The 26045-nt window shown below is 30.7% G+C and carries 20 protein-coding genes and 1 tRNA gene; 11 read left to right on the top strand and 10 right to left on the bottom strand.

Annotated features, from left to right (window positions below; translation table 4 throughout):
• Nucleotides 1-59: 59 nt before the first annotated feature.
• The gene (locus tag NPA10_RS03970) at nucleotides 60-821 is read right to left on the bottom strand and encodes an acetate uptake transporter family protein (RefSeq protein ID WP_256547418.1); all 762 of its coding nucleotides are present in this window, start codon (nucleotides 819-821) and stop codon (nucleotides 60-62) included.
• A gap of 273 nt (nucleotides 822-1094) precedes the next feature.
• Between NPA10_RS03970 and NPA10_RS03975 the strand changes: the two genes are divergently transcribed.
• The 3 genes from NPA10_RS03975 to NPA10_RS03985 are packed head-to-tail and all read left to right on the top strand — an operon-like array spanning nucleotide 1095 to nucleotide 4601.
• On the top strand, nucleotides 1095-2510 hold the full coding sequence (locus NPA10_RS03975) for a sucrose-6-phosphate hydrolase (protein WP_256547419.1): 1416 nt from the start codon (nucleotides 1095-1097) through the stop codon (nucleotides 2508-2510).
• Between the two features lie 3 nt (nucleotides 2511-2513).
• Entirely contained in the window at nucleotides 2514-3524 is a 1011-nt protein-coding gene (trpS, locus tag NPA10_RS03980) for a tryptophan--tRNA ligase (RefSeq protein ID WP_256547420.1), read from the top strand.
• A 60-nt stretch (nucleotides 3525-3584) separates the two neighbouring features.
• The gene (locus NPA10_RS03985; protein WP_256547421.1) at nucleotides 3585-4601 is read left to right on the top strand and encodes a Cof-type HAD-IIB family hydrolase; all 1017 of its coding nucleotides are present in this window, start codon (nucleotides 3585-3587) and stop codon (nucleotides 4599-4601) included.
• Between the two features lie 88 nt (nucleotides 4602-4689).
• Here the strand turns inward: NPA10_RS03985 and NPA10_RS03990 are convergent, their stop codons facing one another.
• A complete protein-coding gene (locus NPA10_RS03990) occupies nucleotides 4690-5931 on the bottom strand; it encodes an ATP-binding cassette domain-containing protein (protein ID WP_256547422.1) in 1242 nt (413 codons plus the stop codon).
• Nucleotides 5932-6421: 490 nt separating this feature from the next.
• Here NPA10_RS03990 and NPA10_RS03995 point away from each other — a divergent pair, with 490 nt between their 5' ends.
• Nucleotides 6422-6832 (top strand): hypothetical protein, encoded by a 411-nt coding sequence (locus NPA10_RS03995; protein ID WP_256547423.1) that lies wholly within the window; start codon nucleotides 6422-6424, stop codon nucleotides 6830-6832.
• Between the two features lie 79 nt (nucleotides 6833-6911).
• On the opposite strand, the gene NPA10_RS04000 is transcribed toward NPA10_RS03995, so the two are convergent.
• From NPA10_RS04000 to NPA10_RS04010, 3 genes are all read right to left on the bottom strand, one after another.
• A tRNA-Thr gene (locus NPA10_RS04000) sits at nucleotides 6912-6985 on the bottom strand.
• Nucleotides 6986-7991: 1006 nt separating this feature from the next.
• Nucleotides 7992-8495, bottom strand: a complete 504-nt coding sequence (locus tag NPA10_RS04005; RefSeq protein ID WP_256547424.1) for an SIS domain-containing protein — start codon at nucleotides 8493-8495, stop codon at nucleotides 7992-7994.
• A 110-nt stretch (nucleotides 8496-8605) separates the two neighbouring features.
• Complete coding sequence (locus NPA10_RS04010) at nucleotides 8606-8797, bottom strand: hypothetical protein (RefSeq protein WP_256547425.1); 192 nt, start codon at nucleotides 8795-8797, stop codon at nucleotides 8606-8608.
• 235 nt (nucleotides 8798-9032) lie between these two features.
• On the opposite strand from NPA10_RS04010, the gene NPA10_RS04015 reads away from it, so the two are divergent.
• From NPA10_RS04015 to NPA10_RS04040, 6 genes are all read left to right on the top strand, one after another.
• Entirely contained in the window at nucleotides 9033-9488 is a 456-nt protein-coding gene (locus tag NPA10_RS04015; protein ID WP_256547426.1) for a NanQ anomerase/TabA/YiaL family protein, read from the top strand.
• Complete coding sequence (locus tag NPA10_RS04020) at nucleotides 9488-10180, top strand: N-acetylmannosamine-6-phosphate 2-epimerase (RefSeq protein WP_256547427.1); 693 nt, start codon at nucleotides 9488-9490, stop codon at nucleotides 10178-10180. Before NPA10_RS04015 ends, NPA10_RS04020 begins: the two co-directional genes overlap by 1 nt.
• A 20-nt stretch (nucleotides 10181-10200) precedes the next feature.
• Nucleotides 10201-11088 carry an N-acetylneuraminate lyase gene (locus tag NPA10_RS04025; RefSeq protein ID WP_256547428.1) on the top strand — a complete coding sequence of 296 codons (888 nt, stop codon included), beginning with the start codon at nucleotides 10201-10203 and terminating at the stop codon, nucleotides 11086-11088.
• A gap of 215 nt (nucleotides 11089-11303) precedes the next feature.
• Nucleotides 11304-12872 carry a sodium:solute symporter family transporter gene (locus tag NPA10_RS04030; protein WP_256547429.1) on the top strand — a complete coding sequence of 523 codons (1569 nt, stop codon included), beginning with the start codon at nucleotides 11304-11306 and terminating at the stop codon, nucleotides 12870-12872.
• 222 nt (nucleotides 12873-13094) lie between these two features.
• Entirely contained in the window at nucleotides 13095-14861 is a 1767-nt protein-coding gene (locus NPA10_RS04035) for an MIP family Ig-specific serine endopeptidase (protein WP_256547430.1), read from the top strand.
• Between the two features lie 305 nt (nucleotides 14862-15166).
• A complete protein-coding gene (locus tag NPA10_RS04040; RefSeq protein ID WP_256547431.1) occupies nucleotides 15167-17920 on the top strand; it encodes a hypothetical protein in 2754 nt (917 codons plus the stop codon).
• 70 nt (nucleotides 17921-17990) lie between these two features.
• On the opposite strand, the gene NPA10_RS04045 is transcribed toward NPA10_RS04040, so the two are convergent.
• Entirely contained in the window at nucleotides 17991-19448 is a 1458-nt protein-coding gene (locus NPA10_RS04045; protein ID WP_256547432.1) for a DUF2130 domain-containing protein, read from the bottom strand.
• A gap of 92 nt (nucleotides 19449-19540) precedes the next feature.
• Between NPA10_RS04045 and NPA10_RS04050 the strand changes: the two genes are divergently transcribed.
• Nucleotides 19541-20437 carry an ROK family protein gene (locus tag NPA10_RS04050; protein WP_256547433.1) on the top strand — a complete coding sequence of 299 codons (897 nt, stop codon included), beginning with the start codon at nucleotides 19541-19543 and terminating at the stop codon, nucleotides 20435-20437.
• 62 nt (nucleotides 20438-20499) lie between these two features.
• Here NPA10_RS04050 and pheT read toward each other — a convergent pair whose 3' ends face one another.
• From pheT to tsaD, 4 genes are read right to left on the bottom strand one after another with little or no spacing between them, the layout of a single operon-like run.
• Complete coding sequence (pheT, locus tag NPA10_RS04055; protein WP_256547434.1) at nucleotides 20500-22887, bottom strand: phenylalanine--tRNA ligase subunit beta; 2388 nt, start codon at nucleotides 22885-22887, stop codon at nucleotides 20500-20502.
• Nucleotides 22881-23900, bottom strand: a complete 1020-nt coding sequence (gene pheS, locus NPA10_RS04060; protein WP_256547435.1) for a phenylalanine--tRNA ligase subunit alpha — start codon at nucleotides 23898-23900, stop codon at nucleotides 22881-22883. The genes pheT and pheS overlap by 7 nt, the downstream gene beginning before the upstream one ends.
• Nucleotides 23901-23902: 2 nt before the next feature.
• Complete coding sequence (gene metK / locus NPA10_RS04065; RefSeq protein ID WP_256547436.1) at nucleotides 23903-25042, bottom strand: methionine adenosyltransferase; 1140 nt, start codon at nucleotides 25040-25042, stop codon at nucleotides 23903-23905.
• A 9-nt stretch (nucleotides 25043-25051) separates the two neighbouring features.
• On the bottom strand, nucleotides 25052-26011 hold the full coding sequence (tsaD, locus tag NPA10_RS04070) for a tRNA (adenosine(37)-N6)-threonylcarbamoyltransferase complex transferase subunit TsaD (RefSeq protein WP_256547437.1): 960 nt from the start codon (nucleotides 26009-26011) through the stop codon (nucleotides 25052-25054).
• Nucleotides 26012-26045: the final 34 nt, after the last annotated feature.

The following is a 26045-nucleotide window of genomic DNA, read 5'->3' on the forward strand; positions in this document are numbered from 1 at the left end:
CAAATTTAGATCATGTTTTAATAGTCTGTTATTAGAATTAATTTTTAATTTAATAAAAATTAATCACCCAATTGAACTGAAGCATCACGGGGTTTCAAGATTGGTTTACCAAATGGTAAAATTGGTTTTTTGAAAATATTTACCAAAATTACTGCTCATGCAAGATAGAAAGCAGAGAAGCCAGCGGCTAAACCAAACACACCGCCAATAACTTGAAAAGCATTAGCTGCTCGTAATTTAGCTCTAAAAGCTGTTTGAGTAGCTGCGCCACTTCCAGCAATTGCATCACCAATACCTAAAGTGAAAAAAGCAACAATTAGGGTGAAAAAGATTAATGAAGTAATAATGTTTTTGTGCATGCTAATGTATAAACTAACAATACAAATAACACCATAAAGAAATAAAAAAACTGCAACAATTGCTCTTATAAAATTAGGTGCATGTGCTGGTACTCCAGCAGCCGGATTTTTACCAGCAAGAGTGGTGCCATCAAGTGGAGCTAAATTAAGCAATAATTGGAAGGTTCCATAAATTAATCAAAAGCCACCAAATGTTGCTAAAATTGATCCGGTTTTTTGGTGGCCATAATGAATTGTTCTTAATCCAGCAATAAACTGGATTGAACCTCCTAATACAAGTGCGCAAACACTAATAAAAACAATTGCTCAAGCTTCAGTTACTGGGCTTGCAGCAGTTGAAAAGATTCTTAAATTATAAAGCGATAAAAGGACTGTGGTAATTGCAAAGCCCATTAATCCTAAGGGTAAATATGCATTCTGCAAATATTTATTTCTTAAAGATTTTTCTTTGTCTAAGGTCATGTTCCTCGTTTTCTTTTAACTCTAGATTCATCTAGACAATATTAATAAAGATTTTCTTTGCGTATTTTTTAAGAAAAAAACATCTGCTAAGAAACTAAACAAATTTTAACAAAAAATTAAGTAATTTTTTTATTGTTCCAAACTGTGTTAATAAAAATTTTTTAGTTTCTGATCTTTGGAACTAAAATCCCGACTATCAGAGAATAGATTTCTAAAAAAATTAAAAATATTATAATATTTAATAACTATTTAAATTTTAAATTCACCACTAAAATGAATACAAACAAAACCACTTACATCAAAGCGGACTTATGAAAAATTAAACAAAAAATTAATGCTAACAATGTTAGCATTTATCGCCCTAAAACTTTAATTAGTCCTAACTTTGGTTTAATTGATCATCCTGCTGGCATCTTCTTTGATTCAAAGCACTATCATGTGATTTTTCAGCATAATCCCTTTGAAACAAACCGCAATATTAAGTTCTATTCAATGGCTAAAACCCACAATTTCTTCACTTATCAATACCAGTGAATGACTAATTCTCCTAATAGTGATTATGATGAAGCCAGTTGTTTAGGGGGATCCTGTTTTTATTATCAAAACAAGCAATTAATAATGTATTCAGGTGATGTCAATACCGGTGGTGATATACTTAACAATTGTGTACGAACTTTAGTTTTAGCTAAATTAGATAAAAACGCTAAAGTTTCTCAAAAACGGTTATTAATGTCTAGTATTAATTTTCACAAAATTATTGCTAGTCAATTCAAAGATCCCTTTGTTTTTGTTCATGAATATAAAGTTTATTTTCTAGTGGGAATTGGTACAAATAATAACCGAGCCCAAATTTGGTTATTTTCTTTTGATTTAGAAAATAACAAAATTAATTTTCTTAAGCGATTTGAAATTACTTCTGCTAGCTGGCGTGCAGTGGAGTGTCCCAATATTATTATTCAAAACGATCAAGTGGCTTTAGTTTTTGGAATGGTCCCTGTACGAACAAGTAATGATACTAAAGCAACTAGTAGAACTTTTTATACTACTTTTTCCTTATCTGAATTTTTTGACCTTGAAACTAAAATTCAACCAATTAGTAAGTTGCGTCAATTGGATTATGGTTTTGATTTTTACGGACCCCAAATTTTTAAAGATAAAGACCGGTATTTAATGATTGGTCAAGCAAATTTGCCCGAACAAACCAATTTCGTTGAAGCTACAGATGGTTGAGCTGGTTGTTTAACCCCAATGAAAAGAGTTCTATTTCAAAACCAGCGGATTTATTTAAAATTATTACCTGATTACATTGATTTAGTACGACAAAACGAAAATGAGAAATTGTTTTTTAAAACAATTGAAATTCAACCAGGTAAAAGTTTTTATGCAAACTTGTATGATGGAGCTGTGTTAAAACTATCAATCATTTATGATGCTAAATCAAATACTCTTGATTTAGAACGTTTTAATCATCCTAATGATGAACAAGATAATCGGCGGCGCATGATTTTAGGTCAACCATTAACTAAATTAGATTTTTTATTTGATGTTAGTTTCTTTGACTTAAGTATCAATAATGGACGTTATGTGATGACTGGTCGGCTTTATGTTAATGATGTAATCCAATGGGTTTATCTGAATAAAATTAATAAAATTGATAACTTTACTACTAAAATTTTTGAAGATTTATAAAGTATGAATAATAGTAAGATTCTTGTTTCTGGCATCCAACCATCTAATAAATTAACTTTGGGGAACTATATTGGGGCTATTAAAAATTTTGTTAAATTACAAAATGAGTATGATAGCTATTTATTTGTTGCTGATTATCACATGTTAACCAGCTCGTTTGATCCTGCTGTATTGGCTGTGAATAGTTTAGAAGTAATTAAATATTATTTAGCAGCCGGATTAAATCCTGAGCGTTGTCGAATTTTTTACCAATCAGCTGTGCCTGAACATTTAGAATTGTGTTATTTATTATTAGTTCAAACTTCTTTAGGCGAACTAAATCGAATGACCCAGTTTAAAGATAAATCCCAACAAGTTACATTAAAAAACAAGACAGTGACTATTCCAACTGGTTTATTAATTTATCCTGTCTTAATGGCGGCTGATATTTTGATGTATGATGCACACTTGGTTCCAGTTGGTGAAGATCAACGCCAACATTTAGAATTAGCGCGCAATATCGCCATTCGCATCAATAATAAATATCAAAAAGATTTTTTTGTAATACCAGAAGAATACATTGTTAAAGTTGGTGCGCGCATTATGGATTTACAAAATCCGTTAGCAAAAATGTCTAAATCTAGCATTACCGATCGAGGCACTATTTTTTTAACTGATCCAATTAATGTGGCACGCAATAAAATCATGAATGCCAAAACCGATTCTTTAAATTCCATTAATTTTGATCGAGAAAACCAACCTGGTGTAACCAATTTAATTGAAATTTATTGCGGTTTAACCGACACAGCTATTAATGAGTTTGTAACCTCATTAAAAGATCAAAGTTATAAAGTATTAAAAGAAAAAGTAGCTGATGTTGTTTGTGATTTTCTCGCAAAAATTCAAAACAAATATAATACAATTGATGATTTAGCATTAGCAACAATGTTGAAGCATAATCACCAACATTGTCAAAAAATTGCTCAGAAAAAAATTAACCAATTGCAACAGTTATATGGTTTACAACATCATTAATTGCGGCATTAATTAAGGCTTGCTTTTTATTGAAAATATGTTTTAAAAAGAAGGTAAATTGTGAAAAATAAAATTGAAGAAACTACAGATGAAAACCATCAAATAATCGATCCTTCCAACAAGTGGTCTACTAAAATTCAACAAGAACAAATGCGTGATTTTAAAAAAGCACTTGCGCTCACTCCTGAAAAATTTTTAATTGTTTCTGATTTGGATGGCACTCTTTTAAATTGTGAAGGAGAGATCACTGATTACACTAAAAAAGTTATTAAAATTTTAAATAAGCATGGTCATAAATTTTGTATTGCGACCGGACGACCATGACGTTCTGCTAAACCATTTTATGATCAATTAGAATTAAATACTTTAATCGCCAATCTAAATGGTTCGATTGTGCATAAACCATATGATCAATACATGGTGCCAATTAATTATGTTTTTTCAAGCGATATTCTACGACAATTATGTGAAGATCAAGAAATTTTAAATGTGATCGAAAACATTATCTTAGAAGATGGGCATAGTTTACGAACTTATGCTCCACTTGATGAAAAACACATTGAAGATTTATCCCGTTGGTTCCATTTTGATTTAAAAAAAGATCGTCCTAGTCATGGTTTTGAAGAAGTTTTTCAAACCCAAAGAAACATTCCATCAATTTTAATTCAATTATCAATTTCAGTTGACATTGACTACATTATTAGTTTGATTAAATCCAAAGTAAAAACAATGACTTGTCAAATGTGATCTTTAAATGATAAATCCAAAATTCTAGAAGTAAATACCGTCTTTGCTAACAAAGGTAATGCTTTAGAATTCTTCTCTTCTTACTATGGAATTCCTTTAGATAAAAGCATTGCTTTTGGGGATGGTTATAATGATGTTAGTTTGGTTTCCAAAGCTCATTATGGTTATGCAATGAAAAACGGAAAAACTACGGCTAAATTTGTGGCCCGAGGCGTCACTCCGTTTGATAATGGCAATGATGGTGTAGCACGAAAAATTCAAGAATTTTTCATTAATCGATTAAAAGAAAAATCTTATTTGTCCCAATTAGAAGCTAATTGTAAAAAATAGAATCTTTATTTTTATAAACAAAATAACAAAAAAACCGTTCAAGCAATTGAACGGTTTTTGTTTTTCATATTTATTTTTTAAAGATTAATTATTCCACTTCTTGGCGGTTTAAATGGGTTGCACGGTAATCATAAATTTCGCGAATTGCTTCACTAGTTCCTACTTTTAGTAAAACTACGTATAAGTCTTCTAAACTAGTTGCTGCATGTTTCAAGTCAGTAATGATAATGTTTTTTGCTGCACATTCTTTTTGGAATAATAATAAGTTCAATTGGCCATCAAATTTCACAAGAATAGTTTTAGAAATTTCGTTATAACGATATTTACAGTTGATTCGTTTTAGCAGTGTTAATGCTAATTGGTTGTCAGTTGTTTGCACTAAAAATTTGAACTGGTTTTGTAATTCTAAACTTTTTACTAATCCAGAGAAAAAAACTCGCCCTTTTGAAAGAATAGTCATCATGTTAGCATAGCCACTAAATTCGTCAATTAAGTGACTTAATACTAATACTCCACGAGACTCAGCTTGTAGTTTAGCTAATAAAACTAATAATTCAACTTCTTCGTGTTTTTGCAGGCCAGTCAATGGTTCGTCTAAAATCACTAATGAAGGATTATTAATTAATGCAATAGAAAGACCTAATTTACGTCGTTCTAATAAACCTAATTCAACAACTTTACGAGTTCGCAAATGTCATAGATTTAATTTTTCTAAAGAACTTCGGGCGTAAGATAAAGCTTCTAAATGAGTTTTTTCTAAAGCAACTGCTTTTTGTACAATTAAGTCATGCAATGTTGAATTTGGGTCTCAATCAAATTGAGCAGGCACAACTCCGATAGATGGTAATCAAGTTTTTAGTTCTTCTTCGCTAGTAATTTTGTTAGCAAATAAAATTTCACCTTGATAACTAGTGTCGTTACGTAGAATACAGTTTAATAAAGTTGTTTTTCCAGAACCGCTTGCACCAACTAAAGCATGAAAATCTCCAGGATAAACTTTAAAGCTAGTGTTAACTACTGCTGGTTGTCGTTGATTTTCGTAATACTTAGTTAAGTGACGAACTTCAAGTAATGGAACAGTTCGATCCAACTTTAATAAACCGCGGTCTAATTCATCAACAATTTGTAAAGCTTTTTCTTGAACTTTAAATACATCTTCTAAACCTTCTTTTGCTTCTACAAAATTGAAGATATTAGCATGCAAATACTTTTCAAGTTCTTGTTCTTCTTTGTTGACTAATTCCAATTGTTCGTTCACGTCTTTTAGTTCACGTAAAATTGAACTAGACGTTACTTCTAAATTGTTTTCTAAATCTTTGTCTTTTTTCACTTATTTGTAACCTAAAATTTATTAAATTTTTGCTATTGATTAGTAAATTTTGAAATTCAAAATTACACTTTAACATGGTTTTAATTATATATGTTAAAAGGCATTTTTTTAATCAAAAATAACAAGAGTATAACCAACTATTCCCTGCAGAAAAGTCGATTATTCAACCTTAATTATAGTCGTTTTTTGCTGTCCATTTTTAAAGGGTGATTTTAGATTAAATTTTGACCAATTAAACTTGATGAATTTTGCAAAAAACGGGAATCAAAAATTAAATTATTTTGAAAATTATTACTGGATTAGTTATAATAAAAGGTGTAATTTGGTAGCCCTCCATTTTACACAATGAGTTGTGGATGTGAATGTAGTGCTTATTTGGATCCACAAGTATTATTTTCTACAGAAGCAACTCGCCTCCATAATCTCGTGATTATGGCGGTTTTTTTATTGGGTTTTACCATTTTTTCAAAACTAAATTGCAAGCAAAAATATGTACCAAACACCTTTACGCAAGTACTTATGGCAATACAATATTAAAAAAGCTAAAATGCGTCAATCTTTTTTTCGGGTTTATGAAATTTCAATTAACGGAAAAGAAAAATTTCGTTCTTTAGTCGTGAAATTACGTAATTTAGTTAACTGAGGTGCAATCAATGACATCAATAAAATTGATGAAATGAATGTTATTTGTACTTTTCAATTTTTAAATAAAGATTTAGATTTAAATTTAACTTTTGCCTTAATCGAAACCAATTTTGATCACCGCATTACCAATATCTGATTGAACATCAATAAAATCAAGAAGGATTGAATTATTAACCAGCATAGTTACTGAATCATTCCCATTGCTTTATTCACATCAGCTAATATTAAATTAAATGATCAATTCTTAATTCATTAACATAAAAAATCAACTATTTCACTTGATTGAAAACTAATTATTAGTTTCGACTCTTGTAAAATAGCTGATTTTTTTATTATGGTGCCGAATAGCAGAATCGAACTGCTCTCTAGACATTACCATTGTCTTGTTTTACCACTAAACTAAATCGGCAAAGCGGTTCTAATTATAATTGAAAATTAATCATTTTAACATCTTTAATTACAATAAAAAAACAACCCACTGAATGAAAGTGGGTTGTTTGTAAAAAATAATAACAGACTAATTATATAGTTTGATAATCCAGTTATACAGGAGAAATATAGTTTGGATTAAAGATGTATTAAATATCGGTATTTTTTATAATGCCATCAAGTGGCAAAAGTAATTTTTGAAAAATCATCAAGAAACTGACAATTTTATATGCACGTAATTATAGCGTTTAGTTATTAATAATAGGAGATAGCAATATGCTTGGAGCGATTAAAAAATTAGCCCATGTCTTTACTAAAGAATAATTTTTTAACTCGCCGAGAACAAAAAATAAAATTTTAGTTCTATTTTTTGTTTTTAAATAAGAACACAAGACACAATGGTAATGTGAAAAAACAACAAAGTTAGAATTAGTAATTAATTTAAATAAAAGGAGGTATGGTAAAAAAATAAATGAATAAATAGATTTTAACAATATATCTAAATACAAACGTATTTAATATAAGTTGATATTTAATACAAAAAATGACTTACTATTTATTTTGAAAATTTAAAAAATATGAAAAACGTTAAAAAATGTTAATTAAAAGAAAGGATAAAAGAAATTAACAAAAATGGAGTAAATATTATGAAAATAAAAAAATTAAAAAAATTAATAAAAGGAGTTTTAAATTAACTTACCAAAAAAAAGGAAAAATACAAAACAAAATATTAAAAAAAAAATTACGAAAGGAAAAAATAAAAGAAAAAGAGAGAGTTTTTGAAAAGAGACAAATCTAATTAACAAACAATTTACGAACCCGACGAAAGCTCGCAGAGGAGGGAGTTTATTAATAAGGATAAATATTTAAAAAAAGGTTGGTTGTACTAATAATTATCCCCTCAGAAAGATAACTACCAGTACGCTTTTGATTATACCAATTTTAATTATTAATGATTAAAGATATTTAGAATAAATCTGATTTTGTTACTGTCATTTCTCATGAAATTCCAATAAAATATCACTTTTTTCTTCTTCGGTTTTACTTAAATAAATCTTGCGTAACAAAATATCAGCAATAAACAGTTGGGACACTTTAGAAGATAAAGCAATGATTCGAGTTTTCTGTTCTAAAGTGTAAAAATGGATCACAATTGTCTTATTTTCACTCACATATCGTCGGTTGTTAGTGATTAGAATGACACTAATACCATACTTCTGCAACAAGCTTAAAAGAAACTTGTTTTCTTTGGTTTTCATTGACTTGGAAAAGAAACAAATTACATATTTATCCCGGCTGTTAGTCTGAATTTGTAAGAATATATCATGAATTGTATTAGCTAAGAAAGCATTCTTGCCAATCACTTGCAAGTTATAACACATTTCATTAGCTACATTTAATGATGAACCAATGCCATAACAAATAATATTGTTCGCATTCTTTAAAACTTCAGCTGCTTGTTTTAAAGTTTCTGGAACTAAAATGTCCATTGTTTTTTCAATTGAGTGCAGATAGAAAATGTTGACATTTTCTAAAAAGTTATCACTCTTCTCACTGTAATAATGTTTTTGACGTTCATGTTCGCGGATAACAAAATTCTTTAGTTCTTTAAAACCTTTAAACCCAATTTTTCGGCAATACGAGAAATTAAACCAATACTTAAATACAAAGTTTCAGCTAGTTTTTTGATTGAATAACTAATAAATTTATCAGTGTGATTATTAATAAAATCATTAATAATTTTCTCATTAGCTGAGATCCGAACATTGCTAATATCTAAGATTTTGTACATAAAATTCCTACTATTAAAGTGGTATCAAACTTTTGATATTATAGAAAAATTATTATGATATGTGTAAAAAAATAAGCGATAATTTTTTCACTTTACAAATTAACTATTTCTGAATATATGGAAAAAATTTTCTTTTTTTCGGGTAAATAATTAATATTTTTTTCTAACTGTATAATTTTAAAGAGGAAGTGCCATTATCAGACTTCCTTTCACTATTATTCCAAGGACTTTTCCAATGATTTATGGCAAATTAAGCAAGATTAAGGAATATTTGGGTATCCACCCTAATCTTGATTTAGGAATTGATTGACTAGCCAAACAAGACGTTAATCAACTTCCTTTAGGCAAGCATGAAATTAAAGGTGATGAAGTTTTTTGTATTGTTTTAAATGCTGATTCATATGATGACACAACCAAACAACACGAAGTACACCACCATTATGCTGATATTCAAGTTGCAGTTGATGATGAAATGTTTTATTATGACGATGAATCTCGAATGGGTAAACCCAAAGGCGAATATGTACCTGCTGATGATTATCAATTATTTGAAATTGATGATCACCGCAATTTTTTTAAACCCCGTCGTGAAGATTTTCTGATTTTTCTACCTGGTGAAGGTCACACTCCTAAATATACAGGTGATCTACGCAAACTAAAAAAAGTTGTCGTAAAGGTTAAGATGAAATAATGTTTGATCTGAAAAAACATAAATTTTTCGTTTCTTGTCAAGCTGTTGAAGGTGAACCACTTTTTGGTGGTGATACGGTTTTAAAACTCGCACGTGCTGCAGTCTTAGGCGGAGCTCAAGGAATTCGAACCAGTCAAATCGATAACATTAAAAAGATTATGGCTGAAAATTTTAATTTACCAATTATTGGCCTAATTAAGAAAGAATATTCTGGATCTGATGTTTATATCACTCCCACTATTGAAGACTTAGACCAATTAATTCAAACTAATGTTGATATTGTTGCAATCGATGCTACGTTACGTCAACGTCCCGCCCAAACTCTAACTGAATTGGTGCAACATTTTCAAACGCATAAAAACCCCCACCAATTATTAATGGCGGATTGTTCTAATAAAGAAGATATTGAAAATGCCATTAATTTAGGATTTGACATCATTTCCACAACCATGCGAGGATATACCGCTGAAACTCAAAATATGTCTAACACCGCAAATGATTATGAATTCATTAAGTGGTGTCGGCAAATTTCTCAAGATAAAAACGTGATTTTGGTAGCTGAAGGGGGATTGAACACCCCTGCTGATGCTCGAGCTGTTTTAGATTTAGGAGTTGATGTGGTGGTGGTTGGGTCAGCAATTACTCGTCCCCAGTTTATTACTAAAACTTTTTTACAAAAAATTATTGAATAACAAATTTAATTAAATAAAAAATGAATACTACAAAATTTGACGGAATTTTTCCGGCGCTTATTACTCCATTTGACCAGAATGGTCGAATTAAAGAAAATGGTCTGCGCGAAATTGTGCGCTACTTAATTAATGTCCAAAAGGTTGATGGAATTTATGCAACCGGATCAACTGGGGAATTTTTATTGCTAACCCCCCAAGATAAAAAACGGGTATTAGAAATCGTAGCTGAAGAAGCTAAAGGTAAAATTACTCTAATCGCTCAGATCGGTAGCTTGAATTTAGATGAAGTTAAAGAATTAGCTCAATATGCTGAACAACTAGGATATGATGCGATTTCTGCAATTACTCCTTATTACTATAATTTTTCTTTTGAAGAAGTGAAATCTTATTATGAAGAAATTGCTAAAGCATCGAACTTACCAATGTTTATTTACTACTTACCCCAACTAGCTGGTGGGAAAGTAACTTTAGAACAATTTGGTGAATTATTAAATATTAAACACGTAATTGGTTCTAAATATGGTTCAACTGATCTTTACTTTTTTGAACGTTTATTAGGTCAATTTAGAGACAAAATTTTCATGTTTGCTTTTGATGAGGCTTTATCAGCTGGTTTATTATTGGGGGCCCGGGGCTTTATTGGTTCTACTTATAACGTTAATGCCCAAGGAGCTCGTTCTATTATTGAAGCTTTTAATAATAAAGACATGGATCTGCTACGCCGACGTGTACACATTTACAACGATTATATTAATGCTTTGTTATCTAAAGGATTAATGCAAACTCTGAAAGCAATTATGCAATTAGATGGTGTTGATGCTGGAGTTAATAAAAAACCATTCAAATTAATTGATAGTGACGAATTAAAAAAATACGCCCAAGAAATAAAAACTAAATACTTAGGCTAAAACATTCCTTTTCTTTTATTAAATTAAACTAAATAATTTTTTTATATTATGACAACAAAACAGGTTACGTTATCAGTTGCCGATTGAGTAGTCATGTTGATTTATCTAATCATCATTTTGGGAATGGGAGTCTTTTTCTGATGATGACAAAGACGTAAAAACTCAATAATACAGCTGACTACTTTACTGGTGGTGGAAAAACTCCAACTTGGGTTGTGGGTTTTTCCATTTGGGCCACCACCCTTTCTTCTATTACTTATCTAGCTGTTCCCGGCACTTCTTTTCAAAGCGGATGAATGTGAGCTTTTGCGCAATTAACAATCATTGTCTTAGCTCCGTTTTTAATTAAATACATCATTCCCTTCTTTCGTCGCATGAAAGCAACTAGTGCTTATCATTACCTAGAACAGCGTTTTCATTACGCGTTGCGGGCTATTTCTTCTGCCTTCTTCATTGCTTTTCACATTTTCCGAATTGCAATCGTGATGTATATTCCGATTGCTGCGCTTTCTTTATTTGTCGATATTAGTCCTTATCTGCTGGTAGCAATTATGGGTCTGGTTGTTTTATTCAGCACTTTATTCGGAGGGATGAAAGGCGTTTTATGAAGTGATGCTATTCAAGGTATTGTTTTAATTCTTGGCATCGCTTTAGTGGTTATTTTAGGACTAGCATACACTAAATGGGATGCGGCTGAACTAAAATACCAAGCTATTTTAAATGCTGGTCAATGAAAAATTAGTTTGACCATGATTGGAATTCCTTTAATTTTTATTTCCAATCTTTTCAACACTTTATACCAATACATTGGTTCTCAAGATGTGGTACAACGTTATAAAGCCAAAGAAAATATTGCTGATATTAACCGCACTCTATGAATTAATGCTGGATTAGGTTTTATTACCATCTTATTGTTCTATGGTGCAGGTAGTGTTTTATATACTTATTACAGTTCTTTAAATCAAAATGTTGATGATTCTCAAGCAATTCAGACTATTACTGCTTCTGGACGAAATGCAACTAATTTATTATTACCTTATTTTGTTGTTTCAGTTTTACCTTCAGGCATTGCTGGATTAATTATTTCCGCAGTTTTTGCTGCTTCTCAATCCACGATTTCTTCTAGTTTAAGTTCTTTATCTAATTCGATTATGAGTGATTTTGTTGAACGTTGAACCAAGATGAGTCAGAAATGGAGTTTGATCTGATCTAAAATCATTGTTTTAATTTCGGGTCTGTTTGGTACTGCATTGGCCTTATCATTTGTTCATACAGGTATTGACGATGTAATTAATTACTTTTTAGGCATTGTTGGTTTATTCGGTTCTCCTGTAGCTGCCGTCTTTATTTTAGGCATCTTTACTAAACGAGCCAACAGCATTGGTACATTCATTGGCATTGTTTGTTCTTCATTAATTGTGTTACCGTTGTGAATTCTGACCCAAAGTTTTATTCCTCCAGCTGCTCGAGTTGGTTTGAATTCTTCTTACTTAGCAATCATTAATTTCTTTGCCACTTCATTATTTGGTTATAGTTTATCCTTAATTGTTGAACTATTCCGTCCCCGTTCTGAAGCTTATAATCATCGTATTACTAATCTTTCTTGAACAACTACAACTGCAGAATTTCGTGAAATTTTAAAAGTTGAAAAACAATTAAGTCAACAACAGTCATTGTTGCGTCGTAAAAAAGCGGTTGATCAAACCCAGTTTGACGCTTTAAAAACTCGGTATGAACAATTGGACCAAATGTTAAATCAAATTGCCCAAACAGCTCATCACTAATTTCAAAAAATCAATTATTTTTTTACCAAGCCGAATTAACAGGCTTGGTTTTCTTTTTTAATTTTAAGTTTAAATCCAACTGGAAATTAGATTTTCCCCCCAATATTTATTGGGTGCAAAAAAATTTCACTGCTAAAGATTGTAGTTTTTCATATAATTAATAAGACAAGAAGCAAATAAAAAGTAGCTCTAAAATTCAAGAAGCCGTTGGTATGAACCAAAATGACTAAGAAAAATTGATCCAAAAAAACATTCATTAGCCTAAGTTTATTGTCCTTGGTGGCTAGTGCTTGTGCCCAAATTGACAGTAGTATTCCGACTACACAAGAATTTAATCCCGAATTTCAATCCCCAAAAGTGCCCAAATTAGTTCGTCCTGATACTTCAGACAACAATAACGTTCAACCTGATCCAGAAGTTCATCCTAGGAAAAGTTCAATCGAATATAGTGGCAAAATCACTGATGATGATCCAACTAAATTTCGGTATAACTACCTACCAATTACTGCAGAAAATAAACCAAATTATCATGTTGCTCGTGATTATCCGGCTAACTGGCAAACTAATTTTCAAGATCAATTTAGCCGCCAGCTTGTTGATGGCAATTACGTAATTAATAACCAACAAATTCCCCGGTCAACTCCCCGTGTACAATACAATACGCTTAACCGGGTATTTAGTACTGATGTCAAAAGTGTTCAATTTCACGATTGGGATTATCAAGGTAATGTGCCTGAGGAATATGATACTAAAGTCAATGCTAATTCTGAAAACACCGTTCCAAATGAAACTTATCGTAAAATTTTAAAATACTCGGCTAGTTTAAACTTTGTCAACTGGTATGAAAACGAAAGCGGTGACAAAAACCGGAGTTTTACCAATGATGATTTAGATTTAAAAGTTGGTGATAATGGGGGCACCGGTTGGATTTTAGATTATCAAATTCCAACTGATTCTAGTAAGTATCCTACTGTTTGGTATTATGCTACTAACTTACATGTTATCCGGGCTTTAAGTTCTAAATCATCATATGCTCCGTACCAGTATGATCCTAAAACTAATATCATCACTAAAGAAACCAAATTACGGTTTTATCCTGTGGGCAGCATTGGTGGTGGAGGCCAAATGTTTAATGAAGCCTTGGGAATGGAAAATAAAGGTCCTTCTTATGCTAATCCCAATTCTTCTAAAGAAGTTAGTGTAGATGCGAAAATTCTGTTCACTGGTCGGGATTTCTTAAAATCTAAACCCCATGATTTCTTTCCTGATAAATTTGATCCCTCCCTTGAAGAATTTGCTGATTTCGCTGTTTTTGAAGCCACTTTTAAAGATGAAGCTGAAGCTAAATGAGCTACCCAAGATTATGTTGCTGAACCACACAAATTTAGTTTTTTAAAGCAATCTTATTTAAGTCAACCACCTAAAAAATGGAAATCTCCTGATTTTTATTCTGCAGGTTATCCTTCTGGTGGTGCTACCAGTTATCCGCATGTTGCAACCAATAAAAATCCCGAAGAAAACGGTCATTTACATCCTGAGTTACCTGAAAACATTAAAAATCAGGGCTCTCCCTTTGCAAATGTGCGAGTGTTATCCAGTTTCACTAATCATGAAGGAATTAATGATAACTTAATTGGCATGAACAATTTAAACCTGAAGTTTTGGGGTGAAAAGCTTACTTTAGGCGGTTTATCTTATGCCATTCGTCACGATGCAATGCGGGGCGGATCTTCGGGTGGAATGGTTATTAATGAGAAAAACGAAATTGTTTCAATTCATTATTCTGACTGGGATAAATCTGATACTGGATTATCATTTGTTTTAAAAAGCGAACGTTTTTTGTATAACAACATTCCCAATTATTATTTAGCTGACTATGACTTAATTTTTGGTGGTGGATTAGACCAGAAAAACTCTTACAAAGATGCTTTAGCTCGGGCTTATAGTAATAAAGGAATTAAAACTAATTTATTCCCCAACGGTCTATAAAAATTTTTGATCTGCTTTAAATTAAAACCATATCCCTGTTCAAGGATATGGTTTTTTGTTATCTCTAACAAAAATTATCCACAATTTTTAATTTTATTATTTCAGAAAAAATAAGCTATTTCTTCATGGAAAGAGTAAAATTATAGTCTCATATAGTTTGCTTTGCAAAGTTGTTATCATCAAAATTCCCTAGTTCTAAAAATTAATACCTAATTTTTGGCTGGGGATTTTTAATCCCAGTGAATAAAGTCTATTTAAGAAGAAACCATTTCTTCAAGATTTTTTCAGTTGCCCCTTTTAGCATTATGGCTAGTGGTGTTTTAGCTGCTTGTGCACCAACAATCACTCATAATACTGATCACAGCCAACTGAAAAAGCCCGAGCTTGCTGATGTGCTAGACCAACAATCAGTTCAATCTTTGACTGCTGATTCCAACTGAACTAATTTAAATGACTTAGAATTTTCACCTAATTTTTATAAACAATCCAACTATGAACCGATTCATGGTTTGATTGAAGCATTCCATGGTTTTGATGCGGACATTGATTTAGATTATTTACTAAATTCTGCTGCCTATCAAAAAATCATTGCTGAGTTATCTGCTGAAAGTATTCGTAATGATATTTTGGATAACTTAAAATTTTTAGCGTTTTCTAAGCCACATTTAAATATTGATTTTAAAGGGTTGAAATTAGATTTTCAATTAGAAAAAGTATCTGAACACCAATTATTACTGAAAAATTTTCTTTTCAGTTTTGAATTAGTGAATCGTAGCAAAACTCTTGCTGATCTTTTTAACTCCATTACTATTGCGCCAAATTCCCGCGCGCAAATTAGTATTCGAGCCGCGGAATTAGAAGTTAAACCATGGTACAAAAATACCAATACTTCTGAAGGTGGAGTAAGTAATTATTTTTCTTCATGGAAATTAACTGATCCTAAAAACTTAATGGACATTAATGTGAATTATGTCAAACGATTTATTTATGAAGGAGCTGAGCAAACCCCCATCCAAGAAGAAATCGCAACGGCTTCAACCCCTACTGATGCTCAATTACAATCTAGTACAGGTGCTGTTAATACTTTAGAAATTTTGCCATACCGCAGTTTTGCACTGAATACTTATTACACTCGAGTGCGTGAAAATTATGATTTTCAATCATTGCATAATGCTGCAATGAAAAAAATTAGTGGTTTAACTGGTCAACAGTTAAAAGATGATTTAACTAATGATGCCATTAATTTTAGAAGAATTTATTATTCTAATTTAAGCAGTGACATTAATAACATTTTAAAATATTTCATCACCCCAAATATTCGTGGTAATGATGGTATTAATTATTCTTTATTAGATTTACTTTATAAAAATAAAGCAAAAGCAGCTAATGATGCTTTATTATCTAATTTCAATATTCCTGGCGCTTTAAAAGATGTTTTAAGTAATGTTTTTTCTGTCCAAGAAAATGAATCATTACCGCCATTAGAACAAATTTATGCTTTCATTCAAGCATTATTAAACAATAATCTTGCTTCATATGTTTATCATAATTTAGATATTGAAGTCACATGAATTAAAGATCCTGAAATTGATTTAACCAATCCCAATATTCCTAAAGTATCAATGGAGTATACTGAAAAAATTACTTTTAAAAAGGAATTAAACTTTCCTTTAAAAGGAACTGTCAAGTATAAGGATCAAGAAATTACATATGACGTAAGTAAGTTATTTGATTTAGGCAGAATTTTAAAAGGATTTGGTTTTTCTTTTGGAGGCAGTAATGCCTTTGATGGAATTGTTTCCACACTAATTAATGATCTGCAATTAGATGATTTAAAAATTCCTGCTGGTACTTATATCAGCACAAATTACAAAGCTGATAAAGGCAACTTATTATTTTATATGCCTAAAACTTTTGATGTAAAAATGGCATCTAATTACACATTTGGTTGACAGGTTGATCAAGTTAAATCTACTACTGATTTATCTGGTTTTTATGGGGTAGTCATTCCTATTTTAGAAAAATTAAATCAATATGAATTAGGTGCAGATAATACTAGTATTTTAGGATTAATATCTTTAAATTCAGTTATTAGTAAATTACGAAAAGGTGATTTAAAATCTTTGTTGCAAGCTTTAACTTTTTTCTTTTTACCTTATCAACCTCGACCTCAAAAAAATCAATCAACTGAAAGCGAATCAAATTCCAATAATCCAAAAATTGATAGACCAGTAGAAACCCTTGTTAAAAATTTATTAAAAATTCCATTAGTATTTACTAATTCCCAAATTAGTGCTATGGTTTCTCAAGCTTTCTATGAATTGCCCCAAACCATTAACAAAGTTCCGCTTTATTCTAATCTAGGATCAAATCCCCAACACTTCATTATTAACTCTGATTTAAACCTTGAAGGTTTAGTGGCCCTTGCTCCAACTAGTGAAGTCGCCAATTCGAATACTGATTATAAACACCCGCAAAAATTACAATTAATTTGGAAAGATGCCGCTGAAAAACTTCAGGCTGATGGGTATAATTATTTTCTTTCTGACCATAGTACAATCATTCAAAATGATAATCGAGATAAAGAATATGATGAAATCATTAATACAATCCAAACCAATGATGATGTTAATGATGAGCTAATTCAGAAATTGAAAGATGTTGCTAAAAAATATTATGAAAATCCGGTTAACTCCAATGTTGAACCAGAAATTTCTATTACAAAAGTTCCTTTATTTGAAGCTTTTAACAACCTTTTAAATCAACCTTTATCTGCTAACAATATTATTAATAACTCTCCCACAATCAAAAATTTAATTACATCTATTATTTCAACTATTGTTAGTTTAGATCCTTATATTATCACTACCACTTATTCTTTAAATTCTAATCAATTTGGTGAACATAAAGATGGTAAGTATAGTTCAGAAATTGATATGCGTAAATCAACATACATGAAATTCATTTCACCGAAAATTGATTTTGGCAAACTAAGTTTTCCTAGTGTAAGTCAAATTCTGAAAGAACTAGGAAGTAGCCTTTTCTCTATTTTTAAGTAACATTTAACTAACAAATATAAAAAGCAACCCAAAATTTTGGGTTGCTTTTTTTGATTCTGTATTTTTTTATTTATTCTTCTTCTGAATTATTAAATGATTTGTTTGTAATATTATTTTTTTCTAAATTATTTATATATTTTTTAACTTTGGGTTCAAAATCATTAAACTTCTTAGTAATTTGAATAAACTTAGATTTAATTCGTTCTAAACTTTCCTCTTGGATTTTTTTAGCAGAAGTAATAATAGTATTAGTTTGTTTTTCAATATCATCGAATTCTGATGTAATATGACGAATTTGGTTTTTTAGAATGCTATCTTTAAATTCTTGAAATTTAGCATCAAAATTTTCTACTAATTCAAATTTAGAATTTTTCTTGTTGTATTTTTTCTTAATTTCATTAATTTTAGTCATTAATTGTAAAAAGGGAATTAAGAAGTTTGGCCGCATAATAAATAATTTAATTTTAGCTTGGTGAATTTTTTCAGGCACAACTTCAAGAATACTAAAATTACGTTCTTTTTCTAATTCAGTAACTAAGATTGCATAATCTGTTTTTAATTTTTCTGCATCCCTTAAAACTTGATTATAGTGATCAGAATTTTTGGTGCGACTTCCAGATAATTCTGATTCTGTTTTACACTCGATCACCGCTGACAAGGATCGTTTCTTTTCGTCATCGAAACATTCAAATAAGAAATCGGCCCGGCCCTCTTCATGAATTTTCTGCGGAGTTAATTTAGGTTGATTATGTTGTTCATTGGCAAATGGAAAATATTTTTCAAATTCATCTTTAACATATTGTTCTAAATCCTGACCAATTGCTTGAATATTGCGACCTCAATTAGCACGGCTTTGCAAGGCTGTTTCTAGTTCTTTGATGTGTTTAGCATCTTCATTAATTTTGCTATTAAGTTCGTTGCGTATTCTTTCTCATTCTTCTCTTAACGGTGCTAATCGCTCGTTAGTATTTTTATTTAATTTTTCTTCAAATTCTTTTATATCTTTATTTCTTAATTCTTCTATTCTGTCATTAAATTGTTTTTGATAATCATTTGCTAATCGAAGTTTAATTTCAGCAACTGATTTTTCAATATTGACTTTTTTGTTTTCTTCACTATTTTTAATTTCATTATTTAATGCTGCAATTTGTTCTCTTAATTGAGCAATTTCTTGATTTTTTTGGTCTTCAATTTCTCTTCTGAAATTTTCTTTTAAAATCTCTAAATTTTTTTTATTATTTTCTAAATTATTTTTTAATTTGAAATTTTCTTGTTGCAAACCCAAAAATTCATTGCTTCGTTTAAATTTATCAATAATTTGTGGAGCAATTTCATTTTCTTTATTTTTAATAAATTGCTCTTCGGTAATTTTTAATTTACGATAAAAAAATTTTTGATCAATTTTAGCTAAATCATTAATTGCATCTTCGATGAAAAAATAATCACCTCGATATGCATCGTCTTCTAATTGAAATTTAGTTTTTTCATCATCAAAATCAACTAATTTAATTTTAATTTGACGTTTCATAAAATCTTTTCTTCTTGTTTATACTTCAAAAGCATAAATATTTTTAGCGTATTATAATTATTAGATTGAAATTAAATTATAGCACACATAAAATGATCAAAATTACTGCTGATCCCCAAGACCTGAAACAAATCAATGTTAAATTTATTTTATTTGATATTGGTGGTACTAGTGTCAAAGCATCTTTATACGAGAATGAAAATTTATACTATCATTTAAAAAGTATTCCGACTAATCCGCAAACATTAGAAATCAAAATGCAAGAAATTATTGATAAATATTATTCGAATAATTTATTAGGTGTTGCCATTTGTTCAATGGGAGCTGTCAATAGCAAAACCAACAAAATTTTTTTTGCTAATGAAAAAAATAATTGAATTAAAAACATTAATTTTAATCGCTTAATTAGCAAATATCCCCACTTGAAATTAACTTTAATCAATGATGCCAATGCTGCAGCTATTTTTGAATTTGATAAATTAGTTAATGTTAATAATTTTGCCTTATTTACCTTTGGCACTGGTATTGGTTCAGGAATTATTTTAGATAAAAAATTATTTACTGGTCATAACTGATTGGGTGGAGAGATTGGTTATTTAAAATTTGGTAATTTATCTTTGGATGATAAATTTTCTTTTTCTAGTTTTTATCAAAACATTAAACAGAAATATAATTTCAGTATGAAAGACACCGCATTATTAGCGCAAAATTTTGCAGCTAATTCTGCATTTAAAAATGAATTAAATAATTACTTAACTGAAATTGGCAATTTTTTAGGTTCAATAGCAATTATTCTTAATTTAGATGCAATCAGTTTTGGTGGTGGTTTATCTAATTTAGAAGATAAATATTTGCAAGCCATTCACGATGGTTTTAACCAATATCTAGCCAACACTCCATTTAAAACCAAATTACTAAAAGCCCAATCATCTAATTATGCGGGAGTATTTGGAGCTCTGTCATGATGAAGAACTCAGTTCCAACAATAATTTGTTATTAATACAATAAAAAAACCAGTTGATGATTCAACTGGTTTTTTTATTGGAGATTTTTATCTTAATTTAATATTGTTGTTTGTAAAAATTGCAACAATGTCATTAAAAGCGGTATCAATTTCTTGACTATCTAAAGTTTTAGATAAATTATTTAATCGAACAGTCAATAAGTAATTATTTTCTGTTTTTTCATCAACATACTTATCAATTAAATTAACTTCGACAACATTAGTGATTTCATAAATTTGTTGAATCAAATCACCTAATTTTAAATGCGCATCAAGTGAAAGACTGAAAGAGAAATCTCGGAATGAAGAAGGGTATTCGCTTAGAACTGGTGCAGTTCTTTTTAATGGAACACCACGGTCAACTCAAACAAATGCGCCGTAACAAACTTGTTTTAAATTCCATTTTTGGTTTTTTAAAAAACCATAATTTAACTGTCCCACATACCCAAGTATTTGGTCATTTCCATCAACAATACAATTAGTATTTTCGGGAACAAAAACTTCAGTTAAATATTTGTCTGCATCAATCCCTTTAAAATTAATTTGCTGATGACATAAATTTAATGATTCAGATAAATAAGTCTTTAAATCATATAAATCATGACTTAATTTTGTTTGATTCATTGGGAAACTGATCACATCAGGAATCGCTAAAACACTTAAACCCAATCGGGATGAGTCATCAGCAAAAACATTCGCTAATTCAAATCAAGAAACCGGTCGATTTTGTTTAGATAAATTGATTAAGGCCACTTCTAGTAATTCTCTTAAGCTATGAGTTCTTAAAGTGGTTCGATTAATGTTATTGTAATTTTTTAAATCAGCATAAATTGGTGTATGCATGAAATTAAATTTTTCAACATCGTTGCGTTTTTGGAGGTTATATGTTTTAGCTTCAAAGAAATTTTTGTGTAATCAGTATTGTCTTATTTGATTCCAATTCTCAAATTGAACAAGATCTAACTTATTTTGCGGAACTAAAACAGGAGGGGTGAAAGCAATTTCATTAATGCCAATAATATTAGTGATTTCTTCTGCTAAATCATTAAAGTCATGCAAATCTAATCTTCAAGTTGGCACAATTAAATGATCATTTTGCTGGGTAAAACCTAATTTAATTAATTGATCAATAATCATTTCTGATTTAAATTGATGACCAATAAATTCTTCTAATCAAATTTGATTAAATTGAATAATTCGTGGTTCGGGTTTTTTAGCAACTGCATAAGCTAGTTTTAAATCATAATTAGCTGATAATTTTTGAATGATGAAATTTAAAGCTAGTAACGATAAATAATTCGATTTTTGACTGCTATTACTAATCGTAGAAAGACTGTTGATTTGGTATTTAAGATTCGCTTTCAGAATTGGTAAAGCTTGAAAATTAATTAGTTCTAAATAAGAAGTAGTAGTTGTATCACTAATTTTAGTTACATCTGAACCAATCATGCCTCCTAAAGCCAAAACTTGATCAGCTCCGTCTAAAATAACAATTTCATCTTGAGATAATTGATAATTTTTTTGGTTTAAATCAGTGAATGTTTGATTAGTTGCATAATCAATTTTTAAGGTTTTATCCCTAATTTTTTCTACATCATGAAAGTGAACGGGTTGTTGAAATAATAAAACTAATAAATTACCCAAATCAACCAAATTATTAATTGATCCTAAATTATTATTTAACATTAAGCTTTTTAAATTTCAATCACTTTTTTGAATTGCAATTTGGTTGATTTCTACAAAAAAAGCTGCATCATTAGTTTTTTGGTTATTCACTACTTTTAAAGTTGCGGTTCTAGCTAAGTCATTAACCTTGCTTCATAATTCTTCATAACTAGGTATCTTAAAAGCTAAATTGAGTTTTTGGGAAATTTCAACCACCAAACCAAAAGCACAGTGTAAATCTGGTCGGTTAGAAGGAAGTGATAAATCAAAAACTCAATCATCTAAACCAAGTACACTTGGATTGAATGGTTGTTGATAATTAAAATCTGCATCTAATTCAATGATGCCTTCATCATCATTACCATTAGATAAAATTGTTTTATCAATTCCCCGAATTTCATCATAAGCACAAATCATTCCATCAGATAATTGACCTAAAACTTCACGAGGTTGAATTGCTAAACCATTTGGTAAAACTGCACCTGGTTGTACGACAACAACTTTTAAACCAGTGCGAACATTAGCCGCTCCACAAACAATTGTTTTAGTTACTCCAGTAGAAAGTTCTACTTCACATAAAGAAAGTTTTTGGGATTTAGGGTGTTTTTGACAAGACTTAACTAAACCAAAATAAATTTCTTTAATTGGTTGGTGCGCATAAACCGCTTCCACTTCAACTCCTACTTTGATGAAGGCTTCAGCTAGTTGTTCAGAAGTAATGTTGGTAATAGCAGGTTGTAAAAGCGCTAAAAGGTTGCGACTAATTAACATTTTTTCACCTCACTTAAGAAGCGCACATCATTATTGAAAAAGTTTCGGATATCACTAATACTGTATTTAATCATTGCTAAACGTTCAATGCCAACACCAGCTGCAATGGCTTTAAATTTAGTTGGATCATATCCTGTATTGCGTAGAACATGTTGGTTAATCATGCCTGAACCCAACACTTCAATTCATCCGGTTTTTTTACAAGTAGAACAACCTTGTTGCTCGCACTTATTACATGCCATATCGATTTCAAAAGATGGTTCAGTAAATGGAAAAAACGATGGACGAAACCGTAGGTTAATATCACGTTCAAAAACATAATCTAAAAAGTTTTTAATCATTCATTTTAAATTAGCTAATGATAATTTTTCTTGAACCCAAATAAAATCAATTTGGGTGAACTGATGAGTGTGAGTAAAATCATCAGGATCATTTCGATAAACATCACCAAAAGTGACTACTCGTAATTCACCTTTATTCTTTTGTTCTAATAAAACTTTAGCGGTGTGAGCTGTATTATGGGTTCGTAACATTGTTTTGTCATCAAAATAAAATGAATCCGAATTTAAGCGTGCAGGGTGGTTAGGACCAATATTTAATAAGTCAAAATTTTCTTGATAACTGACAACATCACTCCCTGTTTCAATCTGAAAATTCATCCGTGCAAACCATTCACAAGAACGGGCAATAATTTCATTTACCCAGTGAGGTAAAGCCGCAGTAATTGCTTCATTCTTAATGCTTAAATCAGCTTTAATTACAGTAAAGTTTTGACGCTCAAACTGGTCACGCACTTCATCAAAGAGCAATTTAGATTCGTCTTTAAGTTGGTTAATCAATCCTCCAATCACTTTTTTTTCTTCTGGGGTTAAATTCCGTAAATTAGCTTGTAAAGATAAAACATGATTTTTCAATCACAAGTTTTTTGCTTCGATTGCTGCTTGTAAATTGGGAGCTTGGGTTAATTTGGTTTTCAGTTCACCAAGAAGTTGTTCTAATAATTCAGCATTCATAATTATGCATTTAAATTTTTAATTAATTCCTGAGCTTTATCAATTGATTCTCAGCGATTCTTTTGATCTTGACGACCATAATGACCATAACAGGCTAAAGCAAAATATTGGGGTTTTAACAATTCTAGTTCCCGAATCACATCATTTAGATCTAACGGGAAAGTTTTTTGAATGGCTGCTAAAATTTGCTCATGGCTATATTTTATCATTTGGTTAAAACGCAAACTAATGTTGATCGGGTGAGCAATGCCTAAAGCATAAACTAACTTAACTTCAACCCAATCACAAATTTTTGCAGCCACTAAATTTTTAGCAATTCACCGGGCTAAATAGGCCCCTGTACGATCGACTTTAGAAGGATCTTTACCCGAATATCCTCCCCCGCCATGTAAACTTAAACCTCCATACGAATCAACCATTAATTTGCGATTAGTTAAGCCCGTATCCGCAATGGGTCCACCAATAATAAACCGACCAGAACTATTAATAACCCGTCGGTAATTATCATTTAAATGATATTCCTTTTGAAAAATCGGATCAAAAACTAATTGTTGAATATCTTCCATAATTTTGGCATTGCTAACTTTTTCATCATGTTGAATTGAAAAAATAACTGAGTCTAAAATCGGTGTAGTTTTTTCTCAACGTAAACTTACTAATGATTTCATATCATATTTGGCCCACGGTAGTTTTTTGGTTTTAATCAACTTAGTTGTTTGTTGAATAATTTTGGTTGCTAGTACATATGCCAATGGCAAATGCTCAGTTGTTTCGTTGCAAGCAAAACCATAGACAATGCCTTGGTCTCCTGCACTAACTTCGTTACTGCTTTTAATGACTGATTGAGAAATATCACTTGATTGTTTGTTGACATTAGAAATGATTGTAAAATCATTTTCGTTATAACCCAAGTCTAATAAAACTTTTCAAGCTGCTTTAACTACATCAACATAAGTTGAAGTAGTAATTTCGCCCCCAATGACAATTAAACGATTAGAAGCCAATACTTCACAAGCAACTTTAGCTTTAGGATCGCGTTTTAAACATTCATCTAAAATAAAATCAGCAATTTGATCACAAATTTTATCAGGATGGCCTCGACCGACTGATTCAGCACTACTAATATCAAAATTTCAATTCATAAACGAAAGTTATTCTTTTTGATTTTTTTCTTGTTCTTGGTACAACAAACTACCATAATAAGCAATCATGGCACCATTATCGGTTGCATACTCTAGATTCACTAAAAGCGCTTCATAATTTAAATTGCTTAAAGTTTCTCGTAAAAAACGATTTGCAGCAACTCCGCCAACAATGGCAATGCGGTTTAAATCATGCGCCTGCATATAAAAATTAATTTTGTTAACCAGTGAACGAATGATTCAAGTCTGAAAAGCAGTTGCTAAATATTTTTGACGCGTTAATAAGTCACAATCTAAATTAGTGGTTTGTCAGTAATTAATTGCAGCGGTTTTAATCCCTGAATAACTAAAGGGTTTTTTGGCTTGGGGTTGTTGGGCTAAGCTAGCTGGTTGCAGGTTGGGATCAAATAAAGCATCAATTTTGGGACCACCCGGATAATTCAACCCCATTACTCGAGCCACTTTATCATAACATTCCCCAATTGCATCATCAACAGTTGCGTTTAATAATTCGATTTGGTTTAATGCTTTGACCAAATATAATGAGGTTGTTTTTCCTGAAGCCACTAAAGCCATAAACGGAAAAACTAGGGGCTGATTAATCCCCACAGAAAAGATATGGGCATATAAGTGGTTTAAGGGAATTAAGGGTTTATTCCATATCCAACCTAAAGTTTCAGCAAAAATACCACCCACCATCAAACACCCCTTCAATCCAGGGGTTTGGGTATAAGCAATTGCCACAATTTCAGCGACTGTTATATTATATTCAACTAAAACTTGATTGGTGACTCGAATAATTTGTTCAGCATGAACCCGAGCCGCAATTTCAGGCACAACCCCACCATAGCTGGCTTGAATTTCAGCGGATGAAAATTTATTGTGACCAATTAAACCGGTTTTCAGATCAACTAATCCAATTCCGGTGTCATCACAACTTGTTTCGATCCCTAAAATAATTTGCCGCATATGGTGGGGTTGGTTTCTATAATTTGCTTTTTAA

It is taken from the genome of Mycoplasmoides fastidiosum, assembly GCF_024498275.1.
Taxonomy (GTDB): domain Bacteria; phylum Bacillota_I; class Bacilli_A; order Mycoplasmatales; family Mycoplasmoidaceae; genus Mycoplasma_N; species Mycoplasma_N fastidiosum.